The sequence below is a fragment of the Thermogemmatispora sp. genome, assembly GCF_042408735.1.
In the GTDB taxonomy this organism is placed as follows: domain Bacteria; phylum Chloroflexota; class Ktedonobacteria; order Ktedonobacterales; family Ktedonobacteraceae; genus Thermogemmatispora.
This window is the reverse complement of the sequence record NZ_JBHOQV010000165.1, coordinates 16280-30014: the sequence shown is the minus strand read 5'-3', so window position 1 is coordinate 30014 and position 13735 is coordinate 16280. Positions and strand designations below refer to the sequence as shown.

The window sequence follows — 13735 nt, the reverse complement described above, 5'->3', positions numbered from 1 at the left end:
TCCTTGACCAGCGGGAGCACGCCGCCCTGGTCGAGGGCGGGATGGGCCTTGATGAAGTCGAAGGTGAACTTGACGTCGGCGCTGGTGAAGGGCTGGCCGTCGTTCCACTTGACGTTGGGGCGCAGGTGGAAGGTCAACTGGCTGTTATCGCTGGAGAAGTTATAGCTGGTCGCCAGCCAGGGATGATACTGGCCCGTGGAGAGGTCTGTGGAATAGAGCACCTCGTAGAGGAGGCCCTGAGCGCCCCAGGCGGCGGGAGTGTTGTAGTTAAAGAAGGGGTTGAAGAGATCGGCGTTGGGACCATTCGGGGCCGGCAGGATCCTGAGTGTGTCCGTTTTAGCACCGCTCGGCTGGACCGAGCCGCCACAGGCAGTGAGCAGCCCAATCCCCACCACCAGCAATAACAACGAGAGGAAGAGGCACTCCCCAGAGATCGGACGGTGAGTGCCTGCTGAGCGCAACGGTAGCTGTCTTCTTTTCATAGCGCCTCCTGGATCTGGCTTCTTTCTCGCCCAGGCTGTCAACGGCAGCCGCCTGACTGCCCGGCCAGGCCACCCTTTCTTCGCCTGCCTGTCATCTCCTGGAGAGATTCTCCCTCCGCGGCCTTGATCGCTCGCCAGGATCACATCCGCCCTGGCTGCATCCCTGGTCCTAACTTTTCGTAATCGTTCGCGTTAACGATAACGTAATCGATTACGTAAATTGTAGTGGAAGGCAGCTTTTTTGTCAATGAGCTGGTTAAGCAGCAAAGCTCTGCAATAGAGTGGAATACTCATCAGTAGTAGAGAGCCGTTTAAGAGACGGGAGGAGGTGTGAGCCGCTTTCATCTATCTCTTTCTAAAAACTCCTCAATATCTCTAAAGAATGAGATATTAGCAAAAAACCTTCTGGCTGACTAGCGCCAGGGGAGTGGGGAGGGATTGAGTGTCGGCTCCCCCCATTTTTTCCCAGGCGGTGAGAAAACCTTCCATTTCTGTCAAGTGGCCATTGGCGCCTGCTTGTGGCCTTGTGGCCGGCTGATCTTCCCGGGAAGAGAAGATGGTCAGCGCTTGACAAGGGCCGAGGGTGGCGGGTATAGTTACTTTCGTAAACGTTTACGGTATCGTTTACGATACCGTTTACGCAGCTGTGGTAGAAGAGGACAATCGACCACGGCGAGCGTGCCGGGCGCAATGCCATCTCTGTCGCAGGGATGCGCGAACCCGGTAAGCAAGGAAGCTACCTCTTTATCAGTCAAAAGGGGGGGAACTATGGCCACACCACCCGCCTATCGCTGGCCTCGGCTGAGGCTGAGGTATGCGGCGCTCTCTCTCCTGCTCGTCCTGGCGTCCTTCTCCCTGGCCACCTATCTAGGGGTTAGATCGAACGCCTCGCGTGCTCATGCGGCCCCTTCTGTTACGGGCCTGCACGTTTCCGGCAACCAACTGCTCAACGGCCAGAACCAGGTTGTGCGACCGCTTGGTGTTGACCGTTCTGGGGCGGAGTACATGTGTCGGAGCAGCACCGCCACCACCGTCTTTGATGGTCCCGTGGACACCAATGCCATCAATGCCATGCTGAGCTGGGACATCAACGCCGTGCGTATCCCCTTGAATGAGGACTGCTGGCTTGGCATTAACGGCTATCCGGCTGCCCAGTACTCCGCGGCCACCTATCAGCAGCAGGTTATCAACTTTGTCAATACATTGACATCTGATAATCTGATTGTCATTCTTGACCTGCACTGGAACGCCCCAGGCACCCAGCAGGCCAACGGGCAGCAGCCGATGCCTGATCTGGATCATGCGCCGGCCTTCTGGACCTCGGTGGCCAACGCTTTCAAAAACAACAGCTCGGTAATCTTCGATCTTTACAACGAGCCATACACCACGAGCTGGGCCTGTTGGCGTGATGGTAGCACGGCGGCCAACGCCAGCCCTTGCGGCGATGTGGGGTTTGCCGTTGCTGGCATGCAGACCCTGATCAACACCGTGCGAGCCACCGGAGCCACCAATGTGATCATGCTGGGAGGTCTGGCCTATTCTAACGACCTCTCGCAGTGGCTACAGTACAAGCCCACTGATCCTCTCAACAACCTGGTGGCCTCTTTCCATCTCTATAATTTCAATGCCTGCAGCAATACAAGTTGCTGGAATTCTCAGGTAGCCCCTGTTGCGGCTCAGGTGCCGGTCATTGCCGGTGAGATCGGTGAGAACGACTGTGCCCACGGCTTCATCGACACGGCGATGGCCTGGTTTGACCAGCACGGCATCGGCTACCTTGGCTGGGCCTGGGACACCTACGATTGCAGCTCCTTCCCGTCGCTGATCAGCAACTACAACGGTACGCCCACGGCCTACGGGCAGGGTCTGCATGATCACCTGATCGCGCTGGCCAGTGGAGGTGGTGGCAGCACACCGACGCCGACGCCCTCTCCCACGCCGACCACGGCGCCGTCCCCCACCGCGACACCGACGCCGCGACCAACGGTGACGCCGACGGCCACTCCATCGCCGACACCATCCCCCACGCCGGGTGCGGGGGCCTCGTGCCAGGTGCACTATAGTGTGGTGAGCCAGTGGCCGGGCGGTTTCCAGGCCAGTCTCAGCATCACCAACACGGGGAGCAGTCCCATCAATGGCTGGACGCTGCGCTTCAGCTTCACGGCTGGCCAGCAGATCACCCAGCTATGGAACGGCAGCTACACGCAGCAAGGGGCTCAGGTGACGATCACCAACGCCTCCTACAACGCTCAGATCCCGGCGGGCGGGACGCTTAGCTCACCACCCGGGTTCCTGGCCAGTTGGAACGGCAGCAATCCGGCCCCGACCAGCTTCACCCTCAACGGCGTTAGCTGCGGCGTCGTCTGACCTGGCAGCCTTGATACCAGCAGCAGGTCAGGGATGGCTCTTACCGCAAGGACGCGCCTGCTGGTATGTCCATAGATTGATTGGCTGTGTAAGTAAGATGCGACCTCAAGCGTGGGCGAGGTGGGCAGGGGTCTGATGAGAGGGTTGGGCCGATGGCCATCGTAGGGAAGGCGCTCGTCTGAGTGGGCCTGACCGTCATCGGCCCTCCCCCATCGGACTGTGCTCCCCCGTGTGCCCTGCTCCGCCTCGCTTCCCTCTTCCCCATAAAGGGGCAAGGAAACCACTGACAGAAAGGCTTGCACAGGCTCTCGACGCATCTAAGGAGGCATTGGGCATGAAGCCATCCTTCTTCTCTCGTCCGCGTCTGCGACCGTGGCAAGGACGCTGGCTTGGCAGGGCGGCTCTGATTGTGACGCTGGTGCTCTGCTCTGCGGGGCTGGCGCTGGTGACGGTCCGCAGCAGTCATGCGCAGGCTGGGCCGGCCGGCCTGGTCCTGGAATATGCGGATGCCAATACCAGCGCCACGACCAATACGCCACGCCCTCATTTTGAGATCGTCAACAATACCAGCTCCAGTGTGGCCCTCAGTAGCCTGACGATTCGCTATTGGTACACTGAGGACGGCAACCAGGCGCAGCAATTCTGGTGTGATTATGCGGCGGTTGGCTGCGGCACGCTCAGCGGTACCTTTGCGGCGATGAGCGCGCCAACGGCGACCGCTGATACCTATCTCCAGGTCAGCTTCAGTAGCGCGGCGGGCAGCATCTTGCCTGGCGGCAACAGTGGCGAGATCCAGGTTCGCTTCAATAAGAGCGACTGGAGCAACTATAACCAGGCCAACGACTATTCGTGGAGCGCGACCCAGACCAGCTATGCGCCCTGGAGTCAGGTGACGCTCTATCTCAACGGGCAACTGGTTTGGGGAACTGAGCCGGGTGGGGCCAGCCCGACGCCGACGCCGACACCCTCTCCTACGCCAACAAGTGCGCCGACCCTGACCCCCACGCCGGGGACTGGCGGAGGCAGCACGGGCGGTGGGTGGACAACCAGCGGTACGAAAATCCTGGCTCCCAATGGCAGTCAATTCGTGATTAGCGGCATCAACTGGTACGGCTTCGAGACCCCCGACTATGTGGCTCACGGCCTATGGTCGTACGATATCTCGACGATCCTCAATCTGGTCAAAAGCTACGGCTACAACACCCTGCGCATTCCCTTTTCTAATCAGATGTGGGAGTCCGACCCGGTGCCGCAGAACGACGTTGGCTGTCCCTCCTGTGTCGGTTTGCACGCGCGTGACGTGCTGGCCAAGATCATCAATTACGCCGGCTCGATTGGCCTACACGTGATTCTGGACGATCATCGTTCGGAGGCGGGCGAGTCCGCCGAGCAGAGCGGACTATGGTACACCTCAGCCTATCCCGAGAGCAGCTGGATTAATGACTGGGTGAGTGTCCAGCGCTGGGTGCATGGCATTCCTCAGACTCTGGGGGCGACGGATACGGTGACGGTGAACTACCTGGCCTCCGATGGCCTGCCGATCGTCCTGGGCTATGATCTGCGCAATGAGCCGCACGTTGAGGGAACCTATCCCAATCAGTATGCCAGCGGTGCCCAGTGGGGCTCGGGCGATGGCATCGATCCGGCGAGCAATCCGAATCCTAATCCCTTTGCGCCGGCCTGCGTGGCGACCTCGTCCTGCCACGATTGGCGCCTGGCGGCAGAGCGGGCCGCCGATACGCTGCTCGGCGATGCCAGGGCCCACGGCTGGAGCTATCCTCTGATCTTTGTGGAAGGAGTTTCGGCCTATCCGACGGCCTCGGGTACGCAGGCCAACGGTCCCTATTCCAGCACCTGGTGGGGTGGCAGCTTGCAAGGTGTCAACGGCAATAGCAATAATGCGGGTGCGCCGATCGTGCTCAACGCTGGCGGCAGTGCCAGCAGCCTGGGACCGGCGGTCAACAATCAGGTGGTCTACTCGGCTCACGAGTATGGCCCAACGCTCTATCCGCAGAGCTGGTTCAACAGCAGCACCTGCTACAAGAGCGGCTGCTCTGGCTCCAGCCTGGTGGATGTCTGGACCAGCAATTGGGCCTATATTGCAACGCCCAATGGAATTAACCCAACCTGGCCGGGCCATAACAGTTATCCCTGGAGCAATACGGGGGCTCAGCCCTATAGCTCGGCTCCAGTCTGGATCGGCGAGTTCGGTACCGGCAATAGCGCCAGCGATCTGGTCTCCAGCGGCGCCGGCTCGCAGGGCCAGTGGTTCACCGACCTGGTGAACTTTATCAAGAGCAGCTATGGCAGCGGTGGCTCGGGGGTGGCTGTGAGCAACCTGAACTGGACCTACTGGGCCCTGAATGGAGAAGATAGTTACGGCCTGCTCAATGGGCAATACAATGGCCTGGCCAACCCCAGTAAGGAGTATAGTTATCTCTGCTTTATCGAGACTGGCCCCCTGGCGGTGCCCGCAGGCAGCGGGAGCGGCCAATGTGGGTCGACGGGTGCCCTGCCGGCCCCACAGTGAGACCCGGCCCGGCCTGACTTGGGATGAGAAGAGAATCAGTCATTTGAGCAAATAACGCTGAGCGCCCTGCTGGATACGAACGAGCACGAGCACCTACCCTGGAAGGAGGGCAAGGGGAGGAGCAGCTTGCTCCTCCCCCTTGCCCTTACTTGCTCCTCGTCTTGCCCGCTTTGCTGTTCCCTCCGCCCGCTCTGCTCTGCCCTGGCCTGGCGGCTGGCTCGCCTCGAGAGGCCCAGCGCGCGGCTGCGACGGCAGAGTCGCCCTTGACAGGCTGGCGGCCTGTTCCCTATACTAACCTGTAGTTATTGAGAATGATTTGCAATTGCATCTGGCAAGCAGTGATGGCTGACACGAAGCGACGGGGGGACTGTTGACCGCCAGGCGGTCGAGAGGGAGTGTCTGGCCGGCCGCCGTGCTGCGTGTTCCGCGTCTTTCCTCTACTGTTGGGCGGTGGTCTCTTTTCTGAGCGGGCTACGGAGGTTCCTGCCATGCATATACCCGACGGTTATCTCTCGCCTGTTTTCTCCCTCGGATCCGGTGTTGCGACTATTCCTGCCTGGGCGCTAGCTACTCACAAGGTGCGCGAAGTGCTGAATAGGCGCACGGTGCCCTTGATGGCCATCTTTTCAGCTCTCTCCTTTACTATCATGATGTTTAACGTGCCGGTACCCGGAGGCACGACGGCCCACGGAGTTGGCGGCACCTTGATCGCTATTGTGCTTGGCCCCTGGGCGGCCATGCTTTGTGTGAGTGTGGCTCTGATCATTCAGGCACTCTTTTTTGGGGATGGGGGCATTCTGGCTATTTTCATCAACTGCTTGAATATGGGTGTTATCCTGCCCTTCGTCGGCTACTATGCCTATCGGCTGATCGCTGGTCGCTCGCCGGTGCTTTCGACGCGCCGTGTCTGGGCGGCGGCCATCGGCTCCTATCTGGGGATCACGGCGGCGGCTCTGGCGGTGGGCGTCGAACTGGGGTTGCAGCCGCTGCTTTTCCAGCAGAACGGACACGCCCTCTATAGTCCCTATCCGCTTGATGTGGCCATTCCGGCCATGTTGCTCTCGCATGCCTTTGGGGCTTCGCTGGTTGAAGCGCTGATCACGGCCCTTGGTTTTGCCTATATTCAGAAACATCATCCAGTCTTTCTGACCGCCTTGCGGGAGGTGGTGAGTGGCGGCGATGTCCCCACTGGGGAGGCGCAAGCGCTGCCGCTCTGGCGTATCTTTGCGCTGGCCATCCCGCTGGCCCTGGTGCTGCTCTTTCTGGCGGGTCTGGTGACTGGGGGAGGGCGCCTGGACCATCTTTTCGGCGCGGATTGGTCGCAGGTAAGCTGGCCGGACGTGGGCATCATGCTGCTGATTGTGCTGGGGATTGCCGTCGTGCTCTTGCCTCTAACCTGGCTGGTCTTGCCCGCGCGCCTGAAGCGAGTGGGAACCTTCTTCATGGCTCTGGCCATTTTTGCCCCCCTGGGCTTGATTGCTCCAGGTTTTGCCTTTGGTGAGGGCAGCCCAGAGGATGTGCAGAAGGCTTTCGGCTATATTCCTCAGGGACTGCGCGATCTCAATCACCTTTGGAACGCGCCATTAAGCGGCTATACTATTAATGCTGACTTCTTCACTGCTCCGAATGCGCCCTTGTGGCACGCTGCCCTGGGCTATGAGATCAGTGGCATCATTGGAATTCTGCTGCTGGTGCTGGTAGTCTCGGGCCTGATGCTCCTGGTGCGCCGCTTGAGCGGTCGAGGTGGGGAGCCAGCCGAGCTTGTTGAGCGGCAGGCGCAGCCCCGCGAGGAGGCTCTATGAGCCTGGAGGCGGATGCCGGTCAGCCAGGGGCCGGGCACAATGCCGGGCGCCAGGCTCCTTCGCGTCAGGAGCAGCGCCAGTTGCGTCGCCAGCTTGGCTGGGTGGAGAAGACGCTGGCGGGGGTGACGGAAGCCATCGAGCGGGCGGTCTTTACCGAGGAGCACGCGCGCAGTCCAGGGTGGTTGCAGGGCCTGGATCCGCGCATCAAACTGGGGATGTTCATTGTGACTGTGCTGGCCGCCAGTCTCTCCCATTCACTGCTGGCCCTGCTCCTGCTCTATGCCCTGCTCTTGCTGGTGGCGCGGGCCAGTCTGCTCCCCTTCGACTTCTTTGTGCGCCGGGTATGGCTGGGCATTCCCTTTTTCGCCGGGGTTGTCATTCTGCCTTCGATCTTTTTCACCAGTGGCGGGCCGCGCCTCTTTGAACTGGGGGTGGGGCCACTGCGTCTGGGCCCTACTCCCGCCAGCCTGCTGGGAGCTGCTGTCTTTGTGATGCGTGTCGGCGATGCCGTCTCGCTGGCCGTCCTGCTGATTTTGACGACGCGCTGGGCCGATCTGCTCAAGAGTCTACAGGTCCTGCACGTGCCTCAGATCTTTATTCTCCTGCTTTCAATGACTTACCGCTATATTTTTCTCTTTTTGCACACCGTCAACGGCTTCTTCGAGGCCCGCAAGAGCCGCACCGTGGGGCTGACGAGCGGTGGCGAGCAGCGGGCCTGGATTGTGACCGCGCTGGTGACCCTGATGAATCGCTCCTTCCAGATGAGCAACGAGGTCTATGCGGCTATGTGTGCGCGTGGCTTCACGGGCACCATTCGCACCTATAGCGACTATCGCCTGCGAGGTGGAGATGTGCTGGCGCTGCTGGGCGCCGCGTTGCTGGCGATCGGTCTCTTTTTCTTGGGGAGAGTGCTCCTATGAGCCTGACACCGTCCTCTCGGCTCCAGCCGGGCGCAGTCATCTATCAGTTACGTGGCGTTCGCTATCGCTATCATGGTCGGCATCTGGCCCTGGATGGCATCGACCTGGAGATCAGCCATGGCGAGCAGATCGCCCTGCTGGGGGCCAACGGCAGTGGCAAATCGACCCTCTTAAAGCTCCTCGATGGCTTGCTCACGCCGGAGGAGGGCAGCATGCGAGCGCTGGGTCGCGATATCAAGGCGGTGGCGGCTGGCCAGGAAACCTTTACCTTCCATCGTGAGGTTGGCCTGGTCTTCCAGGACCCCGATGTTCAGCTTTTCAGCGCCACGGTCTTCGACGATGTGGCCTTTGGGCCGCTGCAGCTCGGTTTGCCGCGTGAGGAGGTCAAGAGGCGCTGTCAGGAAGCCCTGGAGCTGATGGAGATCAGCCATCTGGCCGATCGGGCGCCTTTTGAGCTATCGGGCGGCGAGAAGAAACGGGCGGCTATCGCCTCGGTGCTCTCCTTGCAGCCGGAGGTTATCCTGCTGGACGAGCCGACAGCCTCGCTCGATCCGCGCACGAAGTGGGTGCTGGTCAATCTGATTCGTCGCCTGGGAGAACAGGGCAAGACGATCGTTACGGCCACCCACGAGCTGGAGATCGTGCCCTTGATTGCGCGGCGCGTGATTGTCCTCGGCGAGGAGCGGCGCATTCTGGCCGATGGGCAGCCGGAGGAGATTTTGCGGGATCGCGCCCTGCTCGTGCGCGCTAATCTGATTCATCCCCAGTTGCACCGCAGCTGGTCCCTGACGCTGGAGACCCAGGAGGAGCCGCAGGCGCCCAGCGACGCTCCAGCTTCCTCTTTCTAGCTGGCTAGTAGCTGGCTAGCCGGCTGGCAAGGCTGGCCAAAAGCGGGGCTGAGCGTGGGCCAGGAAGGTCCTTCGGCCAGTGGGTGGCCCCGTCTGAAAGCGCGAGATCTCTCTATGAGCTTGACAGCTCGAACTGGGGTGACCTAAGCTTAAGCTGTTTGCCAGACAGCTTTTGACTGCTGAGCAGGTCGTGGCTGACCTCTACGGCAATCAGACAGGCAGCAAGAGGGAAGGGAAGGTCACCCGCCATGTTTCTGGTCCAGGCGCTCAGCAGCGCCTTCAACATGTTCTGGGAGATTCTTTGGCCGCTGGTCCTGGGCTTTGCCCTCTCGGCGTTGGTGCAGGCCGTTGTCTCGCGGAGAGCGCTGGCTCAGCTGCTCGGCGGTGAGTCCCCCCGTCATCTGGGACTGGCCACGCTCTTCGGCATTGCTTCTAGTTCCTGCTCCTATGCGGCGGTGGCCCTGGCGCGCTCGCTCTTCCGCAAGGGGGCCAGCTTTACGGCGGCGATGGTCTTCGAGCTGGCCTCTACCAACCTGGTTATTGAGCTGGGCCTGATTTTGCTTGTCTTGCTCGGCTGGCCATTCATGCTGGCCCAATACCTGGGCGGCCTGCTCATGGTGATCTTGCTGGCTCTCATCTTTCGCCTGACCCTCAGCCGCAAGCTAGTGGCTCAGGCCAGGGAGCAGGCGGAGCGTGGCCTCAGCGGACGAATGGAGGGCCACGCCGCAATGGACATGAGCCTTGAGGAGGATGGCCCTTTCTGGCGCCGCCTTTGGAGCGGGCGCGCCTTCACGGCCATCAGCCATTATTTTGTCATGGACTGGGCAGCGGTCTGGAGCGATATCCTCCTGGGACTGCTCATCGCTGGGGCCTTAGCAGCCTGGGTGCCTGACAGCTTCTGGCGGGCCTTCTTTCTGAGCGGCAACCCCACGCTGGCCGCTATCGAGGGGCCGCTGCTAGGTCCACTGGTGGCCATCATCAGCTTTGTCTGCTCCGTCGGCAATGTGCCCTTAGCGGCAGTCCTCTGGCGCGGCGGAATCAGCTTCGGTGGCCTGGTCAGCTTTATCTTTGCCGACCTGATTGTCCTGCCCATCCTCGACATCTATCGCAAGTATTACGGCTGGAAAATGGCCGGCTATCTGCTGCTGACCTTCTACGTCACTATGGCCCTTGCCGGCTACCTGGTAGAGCTTCTCTTTAGCCTGCTGGGCCTCATTCCCGCCCAGCGGGCGGTGGCTGCTGTGAGCGAGGGCCTGCAGTGGAACTATACCACCGTCCTCAATCTGCTGGCCCTGTTCGTGGCGCTGATGCTGGTCGTGCGCTTCCTGCGTACCGGCGGACCCGCCATGCTGGCCATGATGAACCGGCCCAGCGCTGGGCCGGCGCCGGTCTCTCACGGACCTGAGCACGGGTCTCACCTCCAGCCGGGCGCCCATGAGCGAGCTGAGGAGCCGTGAGGACTGCTCTGGCTCGCTCACGGGGCCAGCCTCTACGCGAAGCGGGCGGAAAGAGGGCATGAACCTGCCCGCTGTCCTCTCCGGGCCGCTTCTGCTCAGGCGGGCTGCTCGGAGAGACCGTGGACCAGGATCAGGCTCGAGTGGGAAGCGCGTTGGCGAATCCCGCGGATGGCGCTGTACTCGGGTGAATTATACCAGGCCCGGGCCTGTTCGGCCGTCGGGAATTCCAGCAGAGCGATGCGCCCGGGCTTCCAGTCGCCCTCGATGGACTCGATTTGACTTCCACGAGCCAGGTATCTGCCCCCATACTGAGCCACGGTCGCCCCGGCCTGGCGGGCGTACTCCTGATACTCCTCGGGATCAGTAATATCGATGCTGGCGATAATATAGACTGCCATTCTTCTCCTCCTGTTCTAGCATCTTTGCCATCCAACAAAGGTCAAGGCCCGATTCGTCCACCTGGCACCCTCCAGCGCCGAGAGACGTTGTCGCGACAACGATACTATAGCACAGCCCTCGGCCAGCGCGGCTCAGGAATCCACCTCGGCTCGTCGCTGAGGGAAGGCCCGAGGGGGCCAGGGGAAAAACGGCGAGACGCGCCGCTGATACTCGGCATAGGTAGCCGGGTATTTTGCCAGCAAGTGGCGCTCCATCATTGGAATACTGATTCCCAAGAAGAGTGCCAGCATCGCCAGCGGTCCGACGATCGTCCACCAGAAGGCCGGGTGAGCTGCCAGGACGAACAGATAGAGGCCCCACCAGAAGAGAACCTCACCGAAATAGTTAGGGTGGCGTGACCAGGACCAGAGACCTGAAGGGAAGGGACCACGCTCGGCGAGTGGGCGGGCACGGAAGTCCTCCATTTGCTGGTCGGCCAGAGCCTCAATGAGCACCGCGGCCAGAGTCACCAGGGCCGCCAGTCCATCGAACGGCACGAGCGGCGTCCCGCGGTCGCTCAGGTTCGGCCACAGGCTCAAACAGCCCAGGAAGACCAGCACTGTCGGCATCAGGTGGATGCCAAGCAGGCTAACCGGCCAATACCAGCGGCCAGTGCTCTTGCGGATATCGGCGTAGCGCCAGTCCTCGTGAGCCAGACCGTGCCAGCGCCTGGCCCAATTCAGCGTCAGGCGCAAGGCCCACAGGCAGAGCAGCCCGAAGATAAGTCCGTGACGCCAGGTGGTCAACCCGTCCGAACCTGGCTGGAAGAGCCAGAAGAGCGCGATCGGGATCGGGGCCAGGCTCCAGTAGGGATCGTAGAGACTGGAATTGTTCGTCAGCACGCTGAAAGCGAAGACCACGAGGGTGGCCAGGCCATCGGCCAGGGCCAGAGCAGCCAGCGGCGGCCAGTCCTTAAAGAAGCGGAGCGTCGCCCAGGCCGCCGCCAGGGCCAGCACATAGGCCACGAGTACCACAACGAAAGCTGTAACCCGCTTCATCCTCTTGCTCCTTCCCCGGCCATCGCCGGCCTGGCCAGAGCCGCCGGACGGCTGAAGGGGTGCTCAGACAGTCCCATGCGCAGCAGGATCAGCAGCGGAAAGATGATCCAGGAAGCATTGGCCGCAACGACTAAGGCGAGCTGAGGAGAGCGATAGAGGCCGAAAGCCTCCTCGCTGAGGATCATCACCACGCCCTCGATCATGGCCACAGCGTAGATAATACTCGGCAGGCGAATCCACTCGCGGCCCTTGACATAGGCATAGATGGCCACCAGATAGAACGGACCATAGAGCAGGTCGTCCAGCCAGATCGTCACCTTGAAAAAGACCGGGCGGGCCATCAGCAGCGGGTCAAAGTGCTGGCCCCACCAGTGGATCAGATCGATCATGGGACGCGGAGGCCAGAGCGGATAGCTGAAATGCCAGGGATCGGGGATAATGATCTGTTCGATGTCGATCAGATAAGTCACGAAGAGCAGATTGATAGCGAAGAAAGCGATCAGAATCCAATCAAGGCGACGTTGAGAGAGCGGAACAGGCTCCAGGGTTGTCACAGCTATAGCCTCCTTGAGGAGATCGAGGCCCGGCACCACCCACCGGCAAGATTGGTAGCGAGCGGCGCCGCGGCAGCGCGCTGGTCAGGCGGAACCAGGCAGCGGCAGATCAGAGCTGCCGGCGGCTCACTCCCGATAAGAGATCAGGGCCGTCGAAGCCAGCAGACGCTCGACCAGGGCCGGGGCCCAGCGGTTCAGCCAGACCAGCGTTTTTCCCGAGAGCGTCAGCACCTGCTCGCGGCGACGGCGAGCGGCCTGGCGCAGAATCAGGCTGGCACAGCGGGCCGGATCAAGAGCGGGTACCTTGCTGGCCTGCTCTCCCATGACCTCCCGCAGGCGCGCCGTGCGCACGGCGCTCAGATAGGTAATCGAGACGCTGACCCCGCTGCCGTGCAGCTCCGTGCGCAGCGTGTTCAAGAAACCGCGCATGGCGTGCTTTGATGCATTGTAGCCGGCTGTGCCCGGTAGGCCGAGCAAGCCACCGAAGCTATTGACGCCCACGATCCGCCCGCGGCTGCGCTTCAAATAAGGCAGGGCGTAGTAAGTACAGTAGACCGTTCCCAAATAGTTCAGCTCGATCTCCGCCCGTATGGTCGAGAGATCGCTCAGAGCCTCAAAGCGGCGCGGAAAGCCCATACCAGCGTTGTTGATCAGCATGTCGAGGCGACCATACTCGCTGACCGTACGCTCGATGAGGAGCCGACACTGAGCCTCAGCGCGCAGGTCGGTGGGGACCGTCAGCGCGCGGGCCCCGCGGGCCCGACAGGTGGCGGCTACCGCCTCGAGAGCCTCGGCGCTGCGCGCCGCCAAAGCCAGCCAGGCGCCCTGCTCAGCCAACTGATAAGCCAGTTGCTCACCAATGCCGCGCGAAGCACCTGTGATAATCACCACGTGCTCGCGAAAAGGCGCATCAGCCATCAAAAGTCTCCTCTGCTTTGCTCTCAGCCGATGGATGGGCGGAATAGAGCTTCGTTCCTCCCGGCTCCACGGAAAGAAGAGAGGGGCCGGCCCTCCTTCCGTGCCCATCTCAGGCGGCTTGCCTGTTGCTACTAGATTACCACATAGGGTGCCGGTCAGGCTCCTCGGCCCAGGCCGGAGGCAGTATTTGACCGTGATAAAAATCTTAATCAGTTTTTTATACCCTTGTATTGCACTTTGCGGGGGCCTATGGTACTATTGCTACAGCCCCACTATGTAACCTGAGTAGGCTGGGTGTTTCGACGTTTCGTCAGGAGACGGTCCTGAGAGAGCAGCACGGGGGAGTCGAAGCGACAGCGCTACCAGCGTTGCCTTCAGGATGAGGGCAGCGCAGGGGGCCATCCGATACATACAGACCGTT

General features: G+C 61.3%; 11 protein-coding genes. 6 read left to right on the top strand and 5 right to left on the bottom strand.

Annotated elements, in window-relative coordinates; all coding sequences use genetic code 11:
- On the bottom strand, positions 1–482 hold a 482-nt coding region (locus tag ACFMO7_RS18555; RefSeq protein ID WP_376796980.1), incomplete at its 3' end, for an ABC transporter substrate-binding protein.
- A gap of 768 nt (positions 483–1250) precedes the next feature.
- On the opposite strand from ACFMO7_RS18555, the gene ACFMO7_RS18550 reads away from it, so the two are divergent.
- The 6 genes from ACFMO7_RS18550 to ACFMO7_RS18525 all read left to right on the top strand — a co-directional run bounded on the left by ACFMO7_RS18550 (position 1251) and on the right by ACFMO7_RS18525 (position 10406).
- On the top strand, positions 1251–2849 hold the full coding sequence (locus ACFMO7_RS18550) for a cellulase family glycosylhydrolase (RefSeq protein ID WP_376796979.1): 1599 nt from the start codon (positions 1251–1253) through the stop codon (positions 2847–2849).
- A gap of 334 nt (positions 2850–3183) precedes the next feature.
- Positions 3184–5379: a cellulose binding domain-containing protein gene (locus tag ACFMO7_RS18545; protein ID WP_376796978.1), complete on the top strand. Its 2196-nt coding sequence runs from the start codon at positions 3184–3186 to the stop codon at positions 5377–5379.
- A 488-nt stretch (positions 5380–5867) separates the two neighbouring features.
- Positions 5868–7181: a cobalt transporter CbiM gene (gene cbiM, locus ACFMO7_RS18540; RefSeq protein ID WP_376796977.1), complete on the top strand. Its 1314-nt coding sequence runs from the start codon at positions 5868–5870 to the stop codon at positions 7179–7181.
- Complete coding sequence (gene cbiQ, locus ACFMO7_RS18535) at positions 7178–8101, top strand: cobalt ECF transporter T component CbiQ (protein ID WP_376796976.1); 924 nt, start codon at positions 7178–7180, stop codon at positions 8099–8101. Before cbiM ends, cbiQ begins: the two co-directional genes overlap by 4 nt.
- Entirely contained in the window at positions 8098–8949 is an 852-nt protein-coding gene (locus tag ACFMO7_RS18530) for an energy-coupling factor ABC transporter ATP-binding protein (RefSeq protein WP_376796975.1), read from the top strand. Before cbiQ ends, ACFMO7_RS18530 begins: the two co-directional genes overlap by 4 nt.
- A gap of 248 nt (positions 8950–9197) precedes the next feature.
- Complete coding sequence (locus ACFMO7_RS18525) at positions 9198–10406, top strand: permease (protein ID WP_376796974.1); 1209 nt, start codon at positions 9198–9200, stop codon at positions 10404–10406.
- Between the two features lie 95 nt (positions 10407–10501).
- On the opposite strand, the gene ACFMO7_RS18520 is transcribed toward ACFMO7_RS18525, so the two are convergent.
- The 4 genes from ACFMO7_RS18520 to ACFMO7_RS18505 form a co-directional block, all read right to left on the bottom strand.
- Entirely contained in the window at positions 10502–10804 is a 303-nt protein-coding gene (locus tag ACFMO7_RS18520; protein WP_376796973.1) for a DUF1330 domain-containing protein, read from the bottom strand.
- 132 nt (positions 10805–10936) lie between these two features.
- Positions 10937–11842, bottom strand: a complete 906-nt coding sequence (locus tag ACFMO7_RS18515; RefSeq protein WP_376796972.1) for a DUF1295 domain-containing protein — start codon at positions 11840–11842, stop codon at positions 10937–10939.
- On the bottom strand, positions 11839–12396 hold the full coding sequence (locus tag ACFMO7_RS18510) for an EXPERA domain-containing protein (protein ID WP_376796971.1): 558 nt from the start codon (positions 12394–12396) through the stop codon (positions 11839–11841). Before ACFMO7_RS18510 ends, ACFMO7_RS18515 begins: the two co-directional genes overlap by 4 nt.
- Before the next feature lie 126 nt (positions 12397–12522).
- Entirely contained in the window at positions 12523–13314 is a 792-nt protein-coding gene (locus ACFMO7_RS18505) for an SDR family oxidoreductase (protein ID WP_376796970.1), read from the bottom strand.
- Between the last annotated feature and the right edge of the window lie 421 nt (positions 13315–13735).